Source organism: Streptomyces sp. NPDC007856 (genome assembly GCF_042868225.1).
Lineage (GTDB): Bacteria > Actinomycetota > Actinomycetes > Streptomycetales > Streptomycetaceae > Streptomyces.
On sequence record NZ_JBIAEC010000006.1, the window covers coordinates 1 to 19,413 of the forward strand.

Here is a 19,413-nt window from a genome sequence, read left to right on the forward strand (position 1 = left end):
TGATTTTTGGCACGCTGTTGAGTTCTCAAGGAACGGTCGCTTCCTTCGTACTCACCCTCTCGGGCTTTCCTCCGGGCGCTTCCCTTCGGTGTTTCAAACTCTATCAGGCTTTTTCCGTCTCTCTGACCACCTCTCTGCGGACATGCAGAAGCGGATCCAGAGATAGGATCTGACGAGTTTGGGTTCTGCCGAGCAGGGCGCTCTCGCGGCGCTCCGCCCCAGGCAGGAGTACGACTGTACACGGAGTCTCGAAGGCCGTGCAAATCCATGGAGCTGGTGGTCTAGACCACTAACTGGTAGCTTCCATACGGAACCACCAGTTCATCTGACATACGCTGCTGCCAGCGCCGTCCGGCACAGGCAGTGACGGCCCGTAAGCAAGCTCCACTCCTTGGGAGGCTTCCCATGACCACCGTGACGTCCCCGCTCGCTGGACGGGCCATCGGACTGGCCGAAGTGCCGGATCCGGTCTTCTCCGGGGCCATGGTCGGCCCGGGCACCGCCATCGACCCCGTGCGTGAGCCGTCCGAGGCCGTGGCGCCCGTGGACGGCGTCATCGTCTCCCTGCACCCGCACGCCTTCGTCGTGGTGGACGAGAGTGGGCACGGCGTGCTCACCCACCTCGGCATCGACACGGTGCAGCTCAACGGCGAGGGTTTCGAGGTGCTCGTCAACAAGGGCGACACGGTGGCGCGCGGCCAGGCCGTCGTGCGCTGGAACCCCTCCGCGGTCGAGGCCGCCGGCAAGTCCCCGGTGTGCCCCGTCGTCGCCCTCGAAGCCACCGCCGAGTCTCTCTCCGACGTCCGTGACAGCGGAGACGTGAAGGCCGGCGACAGCCTCTTCGCCTGGAACTGACGGCAGTGCCGTCGTCGGACGGCGATCAGGACAACCACCGCGGCGGCGGGACCCGCCGCACTATCGGAGACGGGTGAGATGGAGACAACGCTGCGAGGCGTCGGCGTGAGCCATGGCGTGGCGATCGGCGAGGTTCGGCACATGGGTACGGCGGTACTGGAGCCGCCGGCCAAGCAGATCCCCGCGGAGGAGGCCGAGCGTGAGCAGGGGCGCGCCCGCCAGGCTGTGGACGCCGTGGCCGCCGATCTGATGGCGCGCGGCAATCTGGCCGGGGGCGAGGCCCAGGCCGTGCTCGAGGCGCAGGCCATGATGGCGCAGGACCCCGAGCTGATGGCGGACGTGGACCGGCGGATCGCCGTCGGCAGCACGGCCGAGCGCGCGGTGTACGACGCGTTCGCCGCGTACCGGGAGCTGCTGGCCGGGGCCGGTGAGTACCTCGCCGGCCGCGTGGCCGACCTCGATGATGTGCGGAATCGTATCGTCGCCCGGCTGCTGGGCGTTCCGATGCCGGGTGTTCCGGACAGCGACCAGCCCTATGTGCTCGTGGCGCGGGATCTTGCTCCCGCCGACACAGCGCTGCTGGATCCCTCCCTGGTGCTCGGTTTCGTGACCGAGGAGGGCGGGCCGACCAGCCACAGCGCGATCCTGGCGCGGGCGCTGGGTGTGCCGGCGGTCGTGGCGCTGCCGGGTGCCGGTGAGCTGACCGAGGGCACGGTGATCGCCGTGGACGGCAGCACCGGCGACATCTTCGTGAACCCGAGCGAGGCGAAGAAGGCGGAGCTGGAGGCCGCGGCCGCCGAGCGCAAGGCCGCGCTGTCCGCCTCGACCGGGCCGGGTGCGACCGCGGACGGGCACAAGGTGCCGCTGCTCGCCAATGTGGGCGGTCCGGCGGACGTGCCTGCCGCTGTGGAGGCCGGGGCCGAGGGCGTCGGTCTGTTCCGTACCGAGTTCCTGTTCCTGGACGACAGCAAGAACGCTCCTTCCGAGGCGAAGCAGGTGGAGGCCTACCGGCAGGTGCTGGAGGCGTTCCCCGAGGGTCGTGTGGTCGTGCGGGTGCTGGACGCGGGTGCGGACAAACCGCTGGACTTCCTGACTCCGGCCGACGAGCCGAACCCGGCGCTGGGCGTGCGGGGTCTGCGGACGCTGCTGGACCACCCCGAGATCCTGCGCACCCAGCTGACGGCGCTGGCGAAGGCCGCCGAGGGGCTGCCGGTCTACCTCGAGGTCATGGCGCCCATGGTGGCGGACCGTGCGGACGCGAAGGCGTTCGCGAACGCCTGCCGTGAGGCGGGGCTGCAGGCGAAGTTCGGCGCGATGGTGGAGATCCCGTCGGCCGCGCTGCGGGCGCGTTCGATCCTGCAGGAGGTCGAGTTCCTGTCGCTGGGAACCAACGACCTCGCCCAGTACACGTTCGCGGCCGACCGGCAGGTGGGCGCGGTGTCCCGGCTTCAGGACCCGTGGCAGCCCGCGCTGCTGGACCTGGTCGCACTGTCCGCGGAGGCGGCCAGCGCCGAGGGCAAGAGCTGTGGTGTGTGCGGTGAGGCCGCGTCCGACCCGCTGCTGGCCTGTGTGCTGACCGGTCTGGGTGTCACCTCCCTGTCCATGGGTGCGGCGTCGATTCCCTATGTCCGGGCGACGCTGGCGAAGTACACGCTGGCGCAGTGCGAGCGGGCCGCGGCGGCCGCGCGTGCCGCGGACAGCGCCGAGGAGGCGCGCAGCGCGGCCCAGGCGGTGCTGTCCGGCGAGTAGCCGTACCGGCGGTGCGTCGCGTGTGCCGGGTGCAGGGGCGTCCCGCCTTCGGGTGGGGCGCCCCTGGTGCGCTCGGCATGCGTTCGGCGTGCTGTCGGCGCGGTCGGCGGGGGCCGACGCGCCGGTTCGGTCAGTGCCGGTGGCCGGGTGCCGTGTTCTCGTCCCCGAGGTCGGGGGGCTCGCAGTAGTCGACGTCGGGTTCCGGGGAGATGAGGTCGCCGGATTCGATGTCGGTGCAGTAGGCGTCGAACACTTCGGATGCGGTGAGCGGTTCGAGGCCGCCGGAGCGCAGTCGCCAGCCGTAGACGCGGTCGGGCGTGTCCGGGGCGCTGGTGCGCAGGACGAGTCCGCCGGGGCTTCGGGTGGCGAGGCCGAGTGCGAGGACGCTGGTGAATTCCAGGGCCTCGGCCTCGTCGATGCGGATGCCGCCGTCGTCGTCCTGGTCGCCGTGCAGAACGGAGATGAGGGTCTCCGGAGATCCGGAGACGCTGCAGACGAGGTGCCGGTCGCGGGGCGGTGCGGTGTCGAGGATGCGGACCAGGAGGTCGGAGGCGCGGGTGAAGGCCGCCCTGCCGAAGTCCTCGCCACAGGTGGGGCAGGGTCCGAGGCGGGACAGCAGGGTGGTGGCGTACTCCCATGTCGCCTGTCGTACGGCTTCGTCGACGAGGGCGGGTACGAGTGTGGCGAGGGGTTGGCCGTCGTAGGGGATGGTGGGGCCGGTGGCCGCCAGTTCGGCGGTGAAGCGGGTCCGGGTGGTCGGGGCTTCCGGGTCGAGGCCGGTTTCCGCGCAGTAGGCGGCGTAGTCCTCGGGGTCGAACAGGGCGAGTGTGGTGTGGCTGCCCTGGGCTGCGCGGGCTTTGAGAACGGCCTCCACCTGCTTCAGGTAGGTCGCGTGGTCGTCGAAGGAGAAGCTGCGGTAGCGCCGCATGGCGCGGAAGTCGTGTTCGTCGGTGAGCAGGCCGATGGTGCCGGCGATCTCTCGGCGCAGGACGCGTCGCATGGTCTGGTGGTCGGTGTGCGCCATGTTTCCCCCAATGTGCGTGGTCGATCAATGCTCACTCACCGTAACCGGCGGCACTGACAACGGGTCCTGGGTCTGCCTTGGAAAGGGCCCCGTGCTCAGCTGACGGGCGGCCGGCGATCGGTCCACGGGTGTGCGAGTTCGAGGGTGCGAGACGCCCGGATCAGGAGGTCCTCCCGCCACGGCGCAGCGACGATCTGGACGCCGACGGGCAGGCCGGTGGCGTCGTCGTGGTGGAGGGGGACCGAGATCGCCGGTTGGCCGGTCACGTTGAACACCGAGGTGAACACCCCCCATCGGATAGCTGTTCCCCAGCGCCGTCAGGGGATCGTCGCCGCTGCCTGCCCGCCAGGCACCGACGAGCGGCGGGAGGCACGCCGTCGTGGGCGTGACCAGGAGGTCGAAGCGGGCAAGGAAGCCTTCGACGATGCGCCGCGACAGCTGTTGGGTCTTCCTCACCCCTTCCGCGTAGGACCACGAGTCGATCGATCGTGCCGCGTCACGCAGGGCACGGTCGTGGGGCTCGACACGGTCCGGGTCCGCGAGTGCGATCCCGGCAGCGCCGACGTTCCAGATGGTCGTGAACGCCGCCACCAGCTCGTCGGTCGGGGGCAGCGGAAGGCGCGTGTCGACGACGTGGTGACCGGCCGATTCGAGCGTCCGAAGAGTGACGGCGACGGCTTCGGCACACGCCGGGTGCACGCCTGTCCCGTCCATCGGAGAGTCGGTGAGCGCACCGATCCGCAGCCCGGTCGGCATGTCCGTCTCCAGCGCGGCGGCCAAGGACCTGTGCGGGGTCCGGGGTGACCACCACGTGGCCGGGTCGTGGCGCGCGAGCACATCGAGGGCGGCCGCGGTGTCCGCCACCGTGCGGGTGAGCACGCCGCTGGTGCCGAGGCCTTCCACGCTGACGGTCGCGTTGGTGACCAGGCCGCGGGTGGGTTTGAGTCCGACGAGGCCGTTGCACGACGCGGGGATGCGGATCGACCCGCCGCCGTCCTCGGCGTGGGCGATGGCCACCATCCCGGCGGCGACGGCAGCGCCCGCTCCGCTCGACGACCCGCCCGGCGTGCGCCCCAAGCGCGCCGCTCAGCTTGTCCATTTCGACCACGCGGCCCACCGTCTGGCCGCGGGGCACAGCGCCGCACAGGTGGCGGCGGAGATCGGCTACGCCGACCAGTCCCACCTTCATCGGGATGTCATGGCCTTCGCGGGTGTGACGCCCACGGCCGTCGCGGTTGCGCCATGGCTCGCGGTCGACGACGTCGCGTGGGCCGCCCCCGAATACCTGTCCGCGCCTTGACGCGACGGGCTGCGCGCGGTGCGGCGTCGACGCTCCGGCGTCCCCGGCGGTGACCGGCGCCGCCGGCCGGTGGTGGCCGGGAGGAAACGCGATGGTTGCGTGGGCGGATCAGGGCCGGCGGCTGGAGCCTGCGACGCCGCGCGGCGGGCCTCGGACTTCACCCGCCGTGCCGGGCAAGTCCGAGGCCGCCTAGGGGGGTCAGGCGCGCTTTCGGGCGAGTTCCTCGTAGAAGCCGAGCAGGGAGAGGTTGTCGATGGAGCCCGGGTTGACCGCCTTCTCCAGGGGTGTGCCCTGCAACAGGCGCTTGACGGGGACCTCGATGCGCTTGCCGGTCAGGGTGTGCGGGACGCCCGGTACCTCGATGATCTCGTCGGGTACGTGGCGCGGCGAGAGCTGTTTGCGGATGGTCTGCCTGATGCGGTTCAGCAGTGCCTCGTCGAGGACGGCGCCGGGTGCGAGGTGCACGAACAGCGGCATCCAGTAGCCGCCGTCGGGCTGCTCGATGCCGATGACGAGGGACTCCCTGATCTCGGGAAGGCGCTCGACGACCTCGTAGATGTCGGCCGAGCCCATGCGCACGCCCTGCCGGTTGAGGGTGGAGTCGGAGCGGCCGTGGATGATCACGGTGCCGCGTGAGGTGACGGTGATCCAGTCGCCGTGCCGCCAGACGCCGGGGTAGGTGTCGAAGTAGCTGTCGTGGTAGCGGCTGCCGTCGGGGTCGTTCCAGAAGCGGATCGGCATGGAGGGCATCGGGTTGGTGACGACCAGCTCGCCGACCTCGTCGATGACGGGCTTGCCGCTGGAGTCCCAGGCCTGCAGGTCGGTGCCGAGGCCGGGCGCCTGGAGTTCGCCGGTGTACACCGGGAGGGTCGGTACGCCGCCGGCGAAGCAGGAGCAGACGTCTGTGCCGCCGCTGACGGAGGCGATCCACAGGTCGGCCCCGCTCTCCGCGAACTCGTCGTGCAGCCAGCGGAAGCCGTCGGGCGGCAGCGGCGAGCCGGTGGTGGCGACGCACTTCACCTTGGCCAGGTCGTGGTCGCGAGCGGGGTGGACACCGGCCTTGCGGCAGGCCATGACGTAGGCGGCGGAGGTGCCGTAGAGGGTGGCCCCGGTGCGTTCGGCGACCCGCCACTGGGCGCCCGTGTCCGGGTAGCCGGGACTTCCGTCGTACAGGACGATCGTGGTGCCCGTGAGCAGGCCGGAGACGAGGAAGTTCCACATCATCCAGCCGGTCGAGGTGTACCAGAAGAAGCGGTCCTCGGGGCCGAGGTCGCAGTGCAGGCCGAGCTGCTTGAGGTGCTCGACCAGGATGCCGCCCTGGGACTGGACGATGGCCTTGGGCAGGCCGGTGGTGCCGGAGGAGTACAGCACCCACAGCGGGTGGTCGAAGGGGACCTGCTCGAAGACCGGCTCGGTGTCCCCCGCCGTCAGCGCCGCCCACTCCAGGGCGCCCTCGGGGGCCGCGGTGCCGAGCAGCGGGATGTGGACGACGGCGCGCACGGTGGGCAGCTCGCGGCGCAGTTCGGCGACGATCTCGCGGCGGTCGTGCTCCTTGCCGCCGTAGCGGTAACCGTCGACCGTGAACAGGACGACGGGTTCGACCTGCTGGAAGCGGTCGAGGACGCTGCGGGCGCCGAAGTCGGGGGCGCAGGAGGTCCAGACGGCGCCGACGGCGGCCGTGGCGAGCAGGGCGACGACGGCCTCGGGGATGTTGGGCAGGTAGCCGCTGACACGATCGCCGGGGCGGACCCCGATGGCGCGGAGTTCGGCGGCGAGGGAGCCGACCTGGCGGCGCAGCTCGGACCAGGTCACCGGGCGCGGTTCGTGGGTCTCGTCGACGTGCAGGAGGGCGGGTTCGTCCGGGCGGTCGGCCGCAGCACGCAGGGCGTGCTCGGCGTAGTTGAGGGTGGCTCCGGGGAACCACTGGGCGCCTGGCATGGCTCGGTCGCCGAGCACGCGCGCGTAGGGCGTCGAGAAGCGGACGCCGAACCACTCCGTGACGGCTTTCCAGAAGGTGTCCAGCTGGTCGACGGACCACTGGTGGAGGGCGGGGTAGCCGCCTTCGGCCGGGGCGCCGTGGTGCTCGGCGGCCCATGCCTGGAACTGGGTGATGCGTGCCTGGGCGATCCGCTCGGGATCGGGCTGCCAAAGCGGCTGGGGGTTCGCGGTCGTCATGGGGGCGGCTCCCGGGCTGTGCGCGTCGTGTGCGTCGGTCCGCGCACGGGCTGGGGTGTGCGCGTGACGCGGCTGACAGGGACGATGCCATGTGATCGACTTCTGCACCAGGGTGTACCCCACATAGTCGGCGTCATGAAGATGTGGTCCTGGCACGGGTGAACGGCAGTTGAACGACACGCGCGTGTGGGGTGCTCAGTGGCAGGGTGAGCAGCATGGACGGTCGTGACCAGGTGCGTTCGATGAGTGTGGTGGGTTCGGGGAGAGCGGCTCGGGGGTTGCGTACCGTACGGGCGGCGTGGCGCATGCGGCGGATCGACGCCGCCGGGTTGCCGCGGCGGGGTGCCGAGCGGGCGCGGGTTCCGGGGCAGGTGAAGAGCGTCGAGCCGGGGCCGGGTGGCGGGCTGATCCGGTTCGGCCGGTCCGAGCTGCGGATCACCGTGGCGGTGAACGGGGCGGTGTTCTGGGGATGGGACGGGGCGGGTCCGCAGCCGTCGTACGCGCTCGCGGGGGGTTGTCCCGAGCCGGATCCGCGCGCGGTGCTGGAGCCGGACAAGGACGGTGGCTGGCGGGTCGTGGCCGAGCGGGTGACGGTCACCGTCTCGCGGCACGGCGCGGTGGAGGTGTGTACGCCGGGTGGCGTGACCCTGCGGCGGGATCTGCCGCCGCGCTGGTGGGAGCCGGTCGGCGGGGGCACGGCGCGCTGGATGCAGCGGTCGGAGGTGGGGGCGGACGCGCGCTTCTTCGGTCTGGGCGGCCGGGCGTCCGGGCCCCGGCTGCGGGACGGCACGTACCGGCTGTGGAACACCGACCCCGGCCGGGCGTTCGGCCCCGGCGACGATCCGCTGTACGTGACCATGCCGGTGCAGCTGGTGGTGGCCGACGCCGGCACGCATCTGGTGTTCCACGACACCACGTGGGACGGCACGGTCGTGCTGCACGAGGGCGAGGAGGGCGCCGGGTCCGGGCACGACCGGGCGGGGCGCTGCGAGCTGCGGATGGACGGCGGGCCGCTGCGCTGCTGGGTGATGGTGGGCGCCCCCGCGCGCGTGCTGCACACCTGGGCATCGCTGACCGGGGCGCCCGCGCTGCCGCCGGCGTGGGCGCTCGGCCATCAGCACGCGCGGTGGGGCTTCGGCAGCGAGCAGGAGGTGCGCCGGATCGTCGCCGGATACCAGGAGCGCGGGCTGCCGCTGGATGCCGTGCACCTGGACATCGACCACTACGACGACCACCAGGTGTTCACGGTCGACCGGGAGCGCTTCCCGAAGCTGCCGCAGCTCGCCGAGGAGCTGCGCCGGGACGGGATCCGGCTGGTGTCGATCGTCGACCCGGCCGTGAAGGCGGCGCCGGGCAACGCCGTGTACGACAGCGGTTCGGCCGTGGACGCGTTCGTGCGGGACGCCTCCGGGCGGACGGTGCGCGGGGTGGTGTGGGCCGGCGAGTCGGTCTATCCGGACTTCACGCACGCGCGCGTGCGCAAGTGGTGGGGCGGACTCTATGAGGAGCGCCTCGGGCAGGGCTTCGCCGGGTTCTGGCACGACATGAACGAGCCGACGTCGTTCAACGCCTTCGGGGAGCTCACCCTGCCGCGTTCGGCCCGGCACGCCCTGGAGGGACGCGGGGGCGACCACCGGGAGGCGCACAACGTGTACGCCCTCTGCATGGCCCGGGCGGGCTACGAGGGACTGCGCGAGCTGTCGCCCGAAGAGCGGCCCTTCCTGTTCTCCCGGTCGGGCTGGGCGGGGATGCAGCGGTACGGGGGCACCTGGTCCGGGGACGTGGCGACCGGCTGGCCCGGGCTGCGGGCCTCGCTGTCGCTGGTGCTGGGGCTCGGTCTGTGCGGGGTGCCGTACTCGGGTCCGGACGTGGGCGGTTTCGACGGCGGTCCGTCGCCGGAGCTGTATCTGAGGTGGTTCCAGCTCGGCGCGTATCTGCCGCTGTTCCGCACCCATGCGAGTCTGCGGGCGGGGCGCCGGGAGCCCTGGGAGTTCGGCGCCGAGGTGCTGGAGCACGCGCGCGTGGCGCTGCTCGAACGGCGGCGGCTGCTGCCGTACTTCATGACGCTGGCGCATCTGGCGCGGCGCACGGGCGCGCCCTTTGTGCGGCCTCTGTGGTGGGGGGCGCCGGAGGACCGGGCGCTGCGCGACTGCGAGGACACGTTTCTGCTCGGGGATGCCCTGCTGGTGGCTCCGGTGCTGGATCCGGGTGCCGACCGGCGGGCGGTGCAGCTGCCGCGGGGCCGCTGGTACGACACCGCGACGGAGGAGGCGTACGAGGGTCCGGCGCAGGTGCTCGTCGACGCGCCGCTGTCGCGGATACCGGTGTTCGCGCGCGCGGGCGGGGTCGTCCCCGTGCGCGGCGTGGACGGCGGGGTCGAGCTGGAGGTGTGGGCACCCGCGCGTGGCCGGACGGGAGGCGGTCTGGTCGTGCCGGACGCGGGTGGCGGGTGGGACGAGCCGGAGATCGAACGCTACGTCGCCCGGAGGCAGGGCCCTCGGGTGGTGGTCACCCGGGAGCGGGAGGGCGGTTCCGCCGAGCCCCCCTACCCGGTGCGGGTGCGGGGGCTCGGCTGAGCCGCGTCGCTCAGTACCGGCCCTCGAACCAGGCCCGTACGGCCACGGTGTGCAGCGGGAACGCGAGTTCCTCGGGCCTGCGCAGCAGCTGCCAGCCCTCGGTCTCGTCCGTGGGGGCGGCGGGCGGGAGCCCTTCCACGGGACGCTCCGGGAGGAGTCCGAACAGCAGCAGGTGACCGTCGGGCGAGCTCATGGCGTCCACGAGCCGCACGTCCCGGGCGGCCGCGTCGATGCCGGTCTCCTCCTTGAGCTCGCGTACGACGGCCTGCTTCCAGTCCTCCCGGTCGTCGATGTAGCCGCCGGGCAGTGCCGTGCCCCCGCGCGCGGGGGTGACGGTCCGGGTGATGACGACCAGGGCCGTGCCCTTGGTGTCGTACACGGGCTGGAGCGCGATCGCCACTGGCAGCGGATTGCGGTAGGCGACGGTCCCGCAGGACGGGCAGGTGCGCGGCCAGCCGGAAACGCCCTCTCCGTAGGGCGCTCCGCAACTCGAACAGTGCGAGTCCGGTGCGAAGTTGTCAGTTGAGTGCTGAGTTTCGGACACGCGCGGACTGTATCCGATCAGAGGAGGGACATCTTCCGGAGGTTGCTCACTGGCCGCCGAAGAGCGACCTGGAGGACACGGGGAAGTCGAAATAGGTGTCCGGGTAGGGCTCGGGCTTGTACGTGTAGTGCCACCATTCCTCGGCGAGGTTCACGAATCCGAGGCCCTCCAGGGTGTTCTTGAGCAGCAGGCGGTTGGCGCGCTGTTCGCCCTGGATGCGCGGGTCAAGTGTGTGCGCGAGGGTGTCGAAGCAGTCGAATCCGGTGCCCATGTCGACGGAGTTGTCGGGGAAACGCTCGTCCTTGGGCGCGAAGCAGGGCACCAGCGGCTGTCCGGGGTGGTAGGGCCGGGTCGGCCTGGCGGGGAGCCTCACGATCGTGAGGTCCATGGTCGAGCCGCGGCTGTGGCCGGATTTCTCGGCGATGTAGCCGTCCGCGAACAGCCGGGTCTTGTCGACGTTCGGGTAGAACTCGCCCTTCATCGCCTGGTCGCCGAGGTCCTCGGCCCAGCGCACGAAGTGGTTCACGGCCCGCTGCGGCCGATAGCAGTCGTAGACCTTGAGGGTGTAGCCCTTGCGCAGCAGGGCGAGCTGCGCCTTGTGGAGGGCTTCGGCGGCGGGGCGGGTGAGGATGCACATCGGCTGCTCGTAGCCGTCGATGCGCTCGCCGACGAAGTTGTGCGGGGTGAAGTAGCGCATCTCCTGGATGATCGTCGGATCCACGGTTCTCAGGGCCACGAAGTCCTTCGGCGCCTTGGGCTCCGTCGTCGCCCCGGCGGTGGCGGGGGCGGTGGTCACGGCCAACAGGGCGGCGAGAGCGGTGACCAGCCCGCGTACTGCACTGGTGAGTCGTGTCATGTCTCCTGCACTGCCCAATTCCGGATGTCCGTGACACACTTCTGACGTTCCGTCAGATATCTCGGCAGGGAGGGACGATGTCCCGCACACGCACGCCCGTGGTCGACGGATGGTTCGTCGGCACAGGTGACGATTTCAGGCTTCTGGGCACCCGTTGCGCGGCATGCGCCTCGGTGTTCTTTCCCCGCGAGGACTCCCACTGCCGAAATCCCGGCTGTCCCGGCGGAGATCTCGAGGAGGCACCGCTGTCGCGACGAGGGCGCGTCTGGTCGTACACGGACAGCCGGTACCGACCGCCGTCACCCTATGTGAGCAATCCGGAACTTCCGTGGGAGCCGTACGCGTTGATCGCGGTGGAGCTGGAAGCCGAGCGGATCGTGGTGCTGGGACAGGCGGCTTCCGGGGTCACCGTCGCCGATCTGACGGTGGGCATGGAGGTGGAGGTCGTCCCCGGAGTGCTCCACGAGGACGCGGAGACGACCTGGGCGACCTGGCACTGGCGGCCGACGGGGGTGAGGGCGTGACGACGGACGTGGCGGTGCTCGGCGCGGGCATGCACCCGTGGGGCAAGTGGGGCCGCTCCTTCGTGGAGTACGGGACGGCGGCGGCCCGCACGGCGCTCGCGGACGCCGGTGTCGACTGGCGCGAGGTCGGCTCGGTCGTCGGCGCCGACACGGTGCGGGGCGGGTATCCCGGGTATGTGGCGGGAGCGACCTTCGCCAGGGCCCTGGGCTGGCAGGGGGCCAGGGTCGCCAGTGTGTACGCGGCGTGCGCCTCCGGGGCGCAGGCGATCGCCACGGCCCGGGCACAGATACTCGCCGGGCTCGCGGAGGTCGTCCTCGTGGTGGGGGCGGACGCGGCACCGAAGGGGTTCTTCCGGCCGGCGGGCGGCGAGCGGCCGGACGATCCGGACTGGCTGCGCTTCCGGGTCCTGGGAGCCACCAATCCGGCGTACTTCGGGCTCTACGCGCGGCGGCGCATCGCGGTGCACGGGGACACACCGGAGGACTTCGCCCTGGTCAAGGTGAAGAACGCCGCGATGGGCGCACTCAACCCGTACGCCCGCTACCGCAAGCGGGTCACCGCCGAGGAGGTCGCCGCGTCCGCGGTGGTCGCCGATCCGCTGCGGCTGCTCGACATCTGTGCCACCTCCGACGGCGGGGCGGCCCTGGTGCTCTCCAGCATGGAGTTCGCGCACCGGCGCGGGGCGACCCGGCCGGTGCGGATCCGGGCGGTGTCGACGGTGACCCCGCGCTTCCCGAACACGGTGCTGGACCTGCCGGACATCGCCACGGACTCCACCGTGGCGGTGGGCGCCCCCGAGGAGACCTTCCGGGCCTCCATCGCCCGGGCCGCCTACGAGGTGGCCGGCGTCGGCCCCGGCGACCTGTCCCTGGCCGAGGTCTACGACCTGTCCACCGCCCTGGAGCTGCAGTGGTACGAGGACCTGGGGCTGTGCGGCGAGGGCGAGGGCGCGAAGCTCCTGCGAGAGGGGGCGACGGCCCCGGGCGGCCGCATACCCGTCAACGCCAGTGGCGGGCTCGCCTCGTTCGGGGAGGCGGTGCCCGCCCAGGCCATCGCCCAGGTCTGCGAGCTGACCTGGCAGTTGAGAGGCACGGCGGGCGACCGGCAGATCGCCGGGGCGCGCGTGGGGATCTCCGCCAACCAGGGGCTCTTCGGGCACGGATCGTCGGTGATCGCGGTGAGATGACGGCGCGGGCGGTCACGGTGAGGCGATGGGTCGAGCAGGCGGTACGACACCAGAGGCCACAGGGGTTTTCCACGCTGTGTGATCACCCCGGAATCCTGCGTGAACGTCTCATGAACTGCGCCTGGGCGCACGCGGGCAGCGCCATCATGCTCCCGTGCACTCCTGGACGGATACTCTCCGCTTCGCCTTCCAGCCGGTGGTCAACCTGAGGACGGGCGCGGTCACCGCACTGGAGACACTCGCCCGCCCGGAGACCGGTGACATCCTGGCCGAGGCCCGCCGAGACCCCGAACTCGACGGCAGACTGACGGTGTTGGCGCTCCGCGCCGCGACACACAAGGAAACCCTGCTGCCGCTGCACCTGAACGTGTTCGCGGCCACCCTCGCCGACCTCGGCGGCCTCACGCCGCTGCACGACGCCGTGCGCGCGGCCGGGCGCCTGCCGTGGGAGGTGACGCTGGACGTGGTCCCGCCCTACACGCACGTGCCCCAACGGGCGCTGCTGGAGGCGGTGGCCGCGCTGTGCGAACAGGGCTTCCGGATCAGCGCGGACGGCATCGGGGACGGCGACGTACCGCTCCGGCTGCTCACCGACCTCTCCCCCGACCTGGTCAAACTCGACGCCTCGCTGCTGGCCCGGCCGGCCGCGGTGCGGGCCATGCGGACCCTGTGCGAGGAACTGGGTGCCCTGGTCGCGGTGGAGGGCGTGGAGACCGAATCGCAGTACGCGGCGGCGCTGTCGGCCGGGGCGCAGCTGGGCCAGGGCGAGCTGTTCGCGCCGCCGGCCCGGATCCCCGCCGCGGACGTATACGTTCCGCCCCGCTCCCCCGGCACCGTCGGTGTGCCCCGCTCCGGGCCGTCGGTGCGGGAGTTCGTGCGCCCGGCCGCCGTACTGCCGGTGACCGCCTCGGCGGGGCAGGTGCGGGCGCTGCTGACCGGATCGCCGGACGTGTCCGGTGTGCTGCTGGTGGACCAGGCCGGCCGGCCCGTGCGTTCGGTGCACCGCTCACGCTTCCTGCTGTCGATGTCCGCCCGCTACGGGCACGCTCTGTACGCCGACCGGCCGGCCTTCAAGCTGGGGGACGCGCCCCGCACGGTCGGTGTCGACGCCACCGCCTGGGAGGTGCTGGACGTCGTCGCGATCGGCGGCCGGGACCGGACCTCCGACGATGTAGGGGTGGTCGACCGGTACGGCCGGTGCGTGGGCGTGGTGCGGCTCGCGGACCTGGTGCGGGCCCTGGCCGAGAGCCGGGTCGAGGAGGCCGCCGGGCTCAATCCGCTGACCCGGCTGCCCGGTTCGGACGCGATCACCAGCGAGGTGGACCGGTGGATCGCGGACGGCCGGACCTTCTCGCTCAGCTGGTTGGACATCGACCATTTCAAGCAGGTCAACGACGGTGCCGGCTTCGCCATGGGCGACGAGCTGATCCGGTCGGTCGGGCGCGCGCTGCAGCAGGCGGCCTCGGGGCACGCGCGCGTGGGGCACATCGGCGGGGACGACTTCCTGGTGCTGGCCGAGGAGGCGGCGCTCGACCCGCTGGTCAGGGCCGTGCTCGACACGCCCTGGTCGGCGGGAGACCGGCCGGTCACGCTCTCCCTGGCGACCGTGGTGTGCGCACCGGGAACCGTCGGCGACCACCGGCAGGCCGCGGCCCAGCTCGCTCCGCTGAAGCAGGCGGCCAAGGCGCTGCGCGGCGCGAGCTGGGTGCTCGGACGGGCCGGACTGCCCGGTCACGAGGTCCGGCGCGGCACCGGGGCGGCACCGGCGCCGGCCGGGTACGCCACCGTCGAGCCAGGCCTGTGAACATTCGTCCCGACTGGGTCCGTTGCGGCCCGGCGGCGGTGACCTGGGCGTCGAGTGCGTCGCGGGCACCGTCGCCGCCGGGCCGCAGTGCGAGTCGCCGTCACCGTCGCCGTCGGCAACCTTGACGCCCCCAGGGCGCCGGTGAACACTTCCCGGTGTCAGCCGACATCGCCGTACATTCTCGGCGTTATCAGGCGCGCTGCGCCACGGGTCCGTCCTGCTCCACTGCCCGTCCCTACCTGGCGATACGGCTACGACGGCACGCTCGTCACAAACGTCGGGCGGGGCGCGGGTCTGCCCGCCTACGGCTGAGACGCCAACGGAACGTTCCTGCACGGAGGGCCGGGGCTCACCGCCCCCTACCGGCGCCAAGGGAGCCGTCATGAGCAACGGAGACATCTTCGTCGGCGAGGTCATCGGCACCTCGATCCTGATCCTCTTCGGTGCCGGAGTCTGCGCCGCCGTCACTCTCAGATACTCCAAGGCGCGGGCCGCGGGCTGGGTCGTCATCGCGTTCGGCTGGGGCTTCGGCGTCCTCGCGGGCGCGTACACCGCCGCTCCGCTCTCCGGCGGCCAGCTCAATCCCGCGGTCACCCTCGGCATCGCCATCGACACCGGCAAGTGGGGCAAGGTCTGGGTGTATCTGCTGGGCCAGCTCGTCGGCGCGATGCTCGGGGCCGTACTGGCCTATCTGGTCTACCTCGCCCAGTTCCAGACCAACATCCGCAAGGAGGGCACGACGGAGGGCACGGCCGGCGAACCGGTGCCCACACTCGGCATCTTCTCGACCGTCCCGGAGATCCGGAACCCGGTCGCCAACCTCATCACCGAGATCATCGCGACCATCGCGCTCGTGCTGCCGATCCTCGCGTTCGGGCTGACGAAGGGGCTCGGCGAGTCCGGCACCACCGTGCTGATCGTCTCCCTGCTCGTCGTCGGCATCGGGCTCTCCCTCGGCGGGCCCACCGGCTACGCCATCAACCCGGCCCGCGACCTCGGGCCGCGCATCGTGCACACGTTCCTGCCGATCCCGAACAAGGGCACGTCGGACTGGGGTTACGCCTGGATACCGGTCGTCGGGCCCCTGATCGGCGGTGCACTCGCCGGAGTCATCTACAACGCGGCGTTCTGACCGCCCGTACCTCACTGCGCGAGCCGTACGCCACGTTCCGTACACCCAGCGACCCAGGGGACTGCCATGACGGACACCGCCGACACCTATGTCGCCGCCATCGACCAGGGCACCACGTCAAGCCGCTGCATCGTCTTCGACCACAGCGGCGCCATCGTCGCCGTCGACCAGCGCGAGCACCGCCAGATCTTCCCGAAGCCGGGCTGGGTGGAGCACGACGCCACCGAGATCTGGTCCAAGGTGCAGGCCGTGGTGGCCGGCGCACTCGCCAAGGCCGGGTTGCGCGCCGACCAGTTGAGCGCGCTCGGCATCACCAACCAGCGGGAGACGACCGTCCTGTGGGACCGCGCCACGGGCAAGCCCGTGCACAACGCGATCGTCTGGCAGGACACCCGCACCGCCGCCCTGTGCAACGAACTGGGCGGCTCCGACGGCCAGGACCGCTTCCGTGAGCAGACCGGGCTGCCCCTGGCCAGCTACTTCTCCGGGCCCAAGGCGGCCTGGCTGCTGGACCACGTGCCCGGTCTCAGGGAGCGGGCCGAACGCGGCGAGATCGCCTTCGGGACGATCGACTCCTGGCTGATCTGGAACCTCACCGGCGGCATCGAGGGCGGCCGGCACGTCACCGACGTCACGAACGCCGGCCGCACCATGCTGATGAACCTGGAGACGCTCCAGTGGGATCCGGCCATCCTGTCGGCCATGAACGTGCCCGAGGCGGTGCTGCCCGAGATCAGGTCCTCCGCCGAGGTGTACGGCACGGCGGTCGGGCAGCTCGCCGGGGTGCCGGTGGCCTCCGCGCTGGGCGACCAGCAGGCCGCCGTCTTCGGGCAGGCCTGCTACGACGTGGGCACCGCCAAGAACACCTACGGCACCGGCAGTTTCCTGCTGCTGAACACCGGCACCCGGCCGGTGCCGTCCAAGAGCGGGCTGCTGACGACGATGGGCTACAAGATCGGCGGGGAGGCGCCGGTGTACTGCCTGGAGGGGTCCATCGCGATCACGGGCGCGCTGGTCCAGTGGTTCCGCGACCAGCTCGGGATCATCAGCGCCGCCGACGAGATCGAGACGCTGGCGGCGAGCGTCGAGGACAACGGCGGCGCCTACATCGTGCCCGCGTTCTCGGGCCTGTTCGCGCCCTACTGGCGCTCCGACGCGCGCGGTGTGGTCACCGGACTCACCCGGTACGTCACGAAGGCCCATCTCGCGCGCGCGGTGCTGGAGGCGACGAGCTGGCAGACCCGGGAGGTCGTGGACGCCATGTACCAGGACTCCGGGGTGCGGATCACCACCCTCAAGGTCGACGGCGGCATGACGAAGAACAACCTCCTCATGCAGCACCAGGCGGACGTCCTCGGCGTCCCGGTCAGCCGGCCCCGGGTGTCGGAGACGACCTGCCTGGGCGCCGCGTACGCGGCCGGCCTGGCGACGGGCGTGTGGAGCGACCTGGACGAGCTGAAGTCGCACTGGCAGCAGGACGCGGAGTGGACACCGGCGATGGAGCCGTCGGTACGCGACCGCGAGTACCGCAACTGGCGCAAGGCCGTGGAGAAGAGCTTCGGCTGGCTGGAGGAGGACGGCGCGTGACGGTGCCCGGCACGCGCGCGTGAGAGTTCATCCCTTGGCACGCGCGCGTGAGGGCTCCTTGTGCGGCACGCGCGTGTGAGGGCTCCTCACCGGACCACGGCCCGTACCCCGGTCGGCGGGGGTACGGGCCGTGCCCGTGGCTCAGCCGAGGACGGCCTGGCGGCGGTCGGCCGCGTACTCCATCGCATGCCGGACGACTCCGATGAGTACCTCCTTGACCGATTCCCGCTCCCGCGCGTCACAGTGCAGGACGGGTACGCCGTCGTCCAGGTCGAGGGCCTGCCGGACCGCCTCGGCCGGGTAACGTGCCGCTCCCTCGAAGCAGTTGACGCCGACGAGAAAGGGGATGCCACGCCGCTCGAAGTAGTCGACGGCGGCGAAGCAGTCCTCGAGGCGCCGTGTGTCGGCGAGGACGACGGCGCCGAGCGCGCCCTCGGACAGCTCGTCCCACATGAACCAGAACCGTTCCTGCCCGGGAGTGCCGAAAAGGTACAGCACCAGGTCCTCGCGCAGGGTGATACGGCCGAAGTCCATGGCCACGGTGGTGGTGTGCTTGGCCTCCACACCACTGGTGTCGTCGACCGGGCGGCCGGCCTCGGTGAGCAGTTCCTCGGTGCGCAGCGGCCTGATCTCGCTGACCGCGCCGACCAGGGTGGTCTTGCCCACGCCGAAGCCGCCGGCCACCAGGATCTTGAGCGTGACGGGCTCGACCGGGGGCTTGCCGCGCTCAGAACGCCCGAGGATCATCGGATTCTTCTCCTGCTCGAGAGGTCTTGCCGGACGGGGTCACAGCGCCCGCAGGCCGTTGATCACATCGCGCAGAATGCTCTCGTCCGGCAGGTCGGCCGGTGGCACCGGGCGCGTGACATGGACGAGTTCCGCGTGCACCAGGTCGCCGATGAGCACCCGCACCACGCCGATCGGCAGGTCGAGGCCGGCGGCGAGTTCGGCGACCGACTGCGGTTCGCCGCGACAGAGCCCGACGATCTCCACGTGCTCGGGCGACAGCGCCGGATCCGTTTCCGGGTCGCCCGCGCCGGATTCCGTGACGACCACCGCGATCAGATCGAGCCGGTGCTGGGCCGGACTCGTGGTACGGCCGCGTGTCATGGCGTACGGACGGACGACCGGTCCGGCCTCGTCGTCGAACCAGTGGCTTCTTTCCAGACCGTCTGCGCTCATGTCATCCCACTACCCGCCTGCGGGCAGATCGGTGCGCGGGGCGGTGCCCAGATGCACGCCGACCCGCTTGACCAGGAGCGTCATCTCGTAGGCGACCTGTCCGACGTCGGAGTCGGCATCGGACAGGACGGCGAGGCAGCTGCCGTCCCCGGCGGCGGTGACGAACAGGAAGGCGTCGTCCAGCTCGACCACCGTCTGCCGGACGCCACCCGCGTCGAAGTGGCGGCCCACGCCCTTGGCGAGGCTGTGGAAGCCGGACGCGACGGCGGCCAGATGCTCGCCGTCCTCCCTGGTCAGATCCTTGGACACCCCCGTCGGGAGCCCGTCGCCGGACAGGACGACGGCCTTGCGGATGCTGGCGACCCGGTCGACCAGGTCGTCCAGGAGCCAGTTCAGCCCCCCGTCGTCGGTCGCCGTGTGGCCGGTCGCCTTCGGTGCGGTCATCGACCGTCCCCCTTAGTCGTTCCTTGTGCTGTGCCGGTCTGGTCTCCGTCGCCCCCTGCGTTCTCCTCCCGGCCGCGCCGCCAGCCGCGCTGCAGCGAGGCCATCCGGCTGCGGACCTCCTCGGCGTCGCGGTCGGCGGGCTGCGCCGCGCGCTCGGCGCGCCGGGCGGTGTTCTGCTTGAGCTGCGGGGCGAGGCTGGCCTGACGTACGCGCCGGGGCAGGGGCCCGGTAGCCGGCTCGTCGCCCGACGCTTCGGCGGCATGTCCGGGCGTGCGGCCGCTGGGACGGGACTCCTCACCGCCGCGCTCGCCCGGGCCGGCGCCGGCCCGGCCCGTGGCGCCCGTGCCATCGGCAACGGCGGGCTCGGACGACCTGGTGCGCCGGGACAGAGCCGGGACGTCCGCCGCCGCGCCGGCGCCATCGGCGGAAGGCTCCGGCGGCCTGGCACGCCGGGGCAGAGCCGGGATGTCAGGA

The 19,413-nt window shown here is 71.7% G+C and carries 16 protein-coding genes and 3 pseudogenes; 9 read left to right on the plus strand and 10 right to left on the minus strand.

Annotated elements, in window-relative coordinates; genetic code table 11:
* Window positions 1-405: 405 nt before the first annotated feature.
* Both ACFYOH_RS15825 and ptsP read left to right on the plus strand, forming a co-directional pair.
* Window positions 406-855, plus strand: a complete 450-nt coding sequence (locus ACFYOH_RS15825; protein ID WP_388625991.1) for a PTS glucose transporter subunit IIA — start codon at window positions 406-408, stop codon at window positions 853-855.
* Between the two features lie 78 nt (window positions 856-933).
* On the plus strand, window positions 934-2,604 hold the full coding sequence (ptsP, locus tag ACFYOH_RS15830; RefSeq protein ID WP_388625993.1) for a phosphoenolpyruvate--protein phosphotransferase: 1,671 nt from the start codon (window positions 934-936) through the stop codon (window positions 2,602-2,604).
* Between the two features lie 130 nt (window positions 2,605-2,734).
* Here ptsP and ACFYOH_RS15835 read toward each other — a convergent pair whose 3' ends face one another.
* The 3 genes and pseudogenes from ACFYOH_RS15835 to ACFYOH_RS15845 form a co-directional block, all read right to left on the minus strand.
* Window positions 2,735-3,628, minus strand: a complete 894-nt coding sequence (locus tag ACFYOH_RS15835) for a hypothetical protein (RefSeq protein WP_388625995.1) — start codon at window positions 3,626-3,628, stop codon at window positions 2,735-2,737.
* A 95-nt stretch (window positions 3,629-3,723) separates the two neighbouring features.
* Window positions 3,724-3,915 carry an amidase family protein gene (locus ACFYOH_RS15840; RefSeq protein WP_388625997.1) on the minus strand — a complete coding sequence of 64 codons (192 nt, stop codon included), beginning with the start codon at window positions 3,913-3,915 and terminating at the stop codon, window positions 3,724-3,726.
* 109 nt (window positions 3,916-4,024) lie between these two features.
* A pseudogene (locus ACFYOH_RS15845) lies at window positions 4,025-4,648 on the minus strand (amidase family protein); the annotation flags it as partial.
* A 43-nt stretch (window positions 4,649-4,691) separates the two neighbouring features.
* On the opposite strand from ACFYOH_RS15845, the pseudogene ACFYOH_RS15850 reads away from it, so the two are divergent.
* Window positions 4,692-4,928: pseudogene (locus ACFYOH_RS15850) on the plus strand (helix-turn-helix domain-containing protein); the annotation flags it as partial.
* 198 nt (window positions 4,929-5,126) lie between these two features.
* Here the strand turns inward: ACFYOH_RS15850 and ACFYOH_RS15855 are convergent.
* Window positions 5,127-7,103 (minus strand): acetoacetate--CoA ligase, encoded by a 1,977-nt coding sequence (locus tag ACFYOH_RS15855; protein ID WP_388625999.1) that lies wholly within the window; start codon window positions 7,101-7,103, stop codon window positions 5,127-5,129.
* Window positions 7,104-7,318: 215 nt separating this feature from the next.
* Here ACFYOH_RS15855 and ACFYOH_RS15860 point away from each other — a divergent pair, with 215 nt between their 5' ends.
* Window positions 7,319-9,679, plus strand: coding sequence for a TIM-barrel domain-containing protein (locus tag ACFYOH_RS15860; protein ID WP_388626001.1), 2,361 nt, complete (start codon window positions 7,319-7,321; stop codon window positions 9,677-9,679).
* A 10-nt stretch (window positions 9,680-9,689) separates the two neighbouring features.
* On the opposite strand, the gene ACFYOH_RS15865 is transcribed toward ACFYOH_RS15860, so the two are convergent.
* Both ACFYOH_RS15865 and ACFYOH_RS15870 read right to left on the minus strand, forming a co-directional pair.
* Window positions 9,690-10,223, minus strand: a complete 534-nt coding sequence (locus tag ACFYOH_RS15865; RefSeq protein ID WP_388626003.1) for an NUDIX domain-containing protein — start codon at window positions 10,221-10,223, stop codon at window positions 9,690-9,692.
* 46 nt (window positions 10,224-10,269) lie between these two features.
* Window positions 10,270-11,079: a M15 family metallopeptidase gene (locus ACFYOH_RS15870; protein WP_388626004.1), complete on the minus strand. Its 810-nt coding sequence runs from the start codon at window positions 11,077-11,079 to the stop codon at window positions 10,270-10,272.
* A gap of 98 nt (window positions 11,080-11,177) precedes the next feature.
* On the opposite strand from ACFYOH_RS15870, the gene ACFYOH_RS15875 reads away from it, so the two are divergent.
* The 5 genes from ACFYOH_RS15875 (at window position 11,178) to glpK (ending at window position 17,313) form a co-directional block, all read left to right on the plus strand.
* Window positions 11,178-11,603 (plus strand): Zn-ribbon domain-containing OB-fold protein, encoded by a 426-nt coding sequence (locus ACFYOH_RS15875; RefSeq protein WP_388626598.1) that lies wholly within the window; start codon window positions 11,178-11,180, stop codon window positions 11,601-11,603.
* On the plus strand, window positions 11,600-12,790 hold the full coding sequence (locus ACFYOH_RS15880) for a lipid-transfer protein (protein ID WP_388626005.1): 1,191 nt from the start codon (window positions 11,600-11,602) through the stop codon (window positions 12,788-12,790). Before ACFYOH_RS15875 ends, ACFYOH_RS15880 begins: the two co-directional genes overlap by 4 nt.
* A 154-nt stretch (window positions 12,791-12,944) precedes the next feature.
* Entirely contained in the window at window positions 12,945-14,594 is a 1,650-nt protein-coding gene (locus tag ACFYOH_RS15885; protein WP_388626007.1) for a GGDEF domain-containing protein, read from the plus strand.
* 382 nt (window positions 14,595-14,976) lie between these two features.
* Window positions 14,977-15,726 (plus strand): MIP/aquaporin family protein, encoded by a 750-nt coding sequence (locus ACFYOH_RS15890; protein ID WP_388626009.1) that lies wholly within the window; start codon window positions 14,977-14,979, stop codon window positions 15,724-15,726.
* Between the two features lie 66 nt (window positions 15,727-15,792).
* A complete protein-coding gene (gene glpK / locus ACFYOH_RS15895; RefSeq protein ID WP_388626011.1) occupies window positions 15,793-17,313 on the plus strand; it encodes a glycerol kinase GlpK in 1,521 nt (506 codons plus the stop codon).
* Window positions 17,314-17,454: 141 nt separating this feature from the next.
* On the opposite strand, the gene ACFYOH_RS15900 is transcribed toward glpK, so the two are convergent.
* The 4 genes and pseudogenes from ACFYOH_RS15900 to ACFYOH_RS15915 form a co-directional block, all read right to left on the minus strand.
* Window positions 17,455-18,060 (minus strand): ATP/GTP-binding protein, encoded by a 606-nt coding sequence (locus ACFYOH_RS15900; protein ID WP_388626013.1) that lies wholly within the window; start codon window positions 18,058-18,060, stop codon window positions 17,455-17,457.
* Between the two features lie 39 nt (window positions 18,061-18,099).
* On the minus strand, window positions 18,100-18,495 hold the full coding sequence (locus tag ACFYOH_RS15905; protein WP_388626014.1) for a DUF742 domain-containing protein: 396 nt from the start codon (window positions 18,493-18,495) through the stop codon (window positions 18,100-18,102).
* A 9-nt stretch (window positions 18,496-18,504) separates the two neighbouring features.
* Complete coding sequence (locus tag ACFYOH_RS15910; protein ID WP_388626015.1) at window positions 18,505-18,939, minus strand: roadblock/LC7 domain-containing protein; 435 nt, start codon at window positions 18,937-18,939, stop codon at window positions 18,505-18,507.
* Window positions 18,936-19,413: pseudogene (locus tag ACFYOH_RS15915) on the minus strand (histidine kinase); the annotation flags it as partial. The gene ACFYOH_RS15910 and the pseudogene ACFYOH_RS15915, both read right to left, overlap by 4 nt.

What these genes read in the sequence shown, in the direction of transcription:
- glpK (WP_388626011.1), top strand. Translation starts at nt 15,793, where the DNA reads ATGACGGACACCGCCGACACCTATGTCGCCGCCATCGACCAGGGCACC.
- ACFYOH_RS15835 (WP_388625995.1), bottom strand. Translation starts at nt 3,628, where the DNA reads ATGGCGCACACCGACCACCAGACCATGCGACGCGTCCTGCGCCGAGAG.
- ACFYOH_RS15910 (WP_388626015.1), bottom strand. Translation starts at nt 18,939, where the DNA reads ATGACCGCACCGAAGGCGACCGGCCACACGGCGACCGACGACGGGGGG.
- ACFYOH_RS15890 (WP_388626009.1), top strand. Translation starts at nt 14,977, where the DNA reads ATGAGCAACGGAGACATCTTCGTCGGCGAGGTCATCGGCACCTCGATC.
- ACFYOH_RS15855 (WP_388625999.1), bottom strand. Translation starts at nt 7,103, where the DNA reads ATGACGACCGCGAACCCCCAGCCGCTTTGGCAGCCCGATCCCGAGCGG.
- ACFYOH_RS15870 (WP_388626004.1), bottom strand. Translation starts at nt 11,079, where the DNA reads ATGACACGACTCACCAGTGCAGTACGCGGGCTGGTCACCGCTCTCGCC.
- ACFYOH_RS15900 (WP_388626013.1), bottom strand. Translation starts at nt 18,060, where the DNA reads ATGATCCTCGGGCGTTCTGAGCGCGGCAAGCCCCCGGTCGAGCCCGTC.
- ACFYOH_RS15905 (WP_388626014.1), bottom strand. Translation starts at nt 18,495, where the DNA reads ATGAGCGCAGACGGTCTGGAAAGAAGCCACTGGTTCGACGACGAGGCC.
- ACFYOH_RS15825 (WP_388625991.1), top strand. Translation starts at nt 406, where the DNA reads ATGACCACCGTGACGTCCCCGCTCGCTGGACGGGCCATCGGACTGGCC.
- ACFYOH_RS15860 (WP_388626001.1), top strand. Translation starts at nt 7,319, where the DNA reads ATGGACGGTCGTGACCAGGTGCGTTCGATGAGTGTGGTGGGTTCGGGG.
- ptsP (WP_388625993.1), top strand. Translation starts at nt 934, where the DNA reads ATGGAGACAACGCTGCGAGGCGTCGGCGTGAGCCATGGCGTGGCGATC.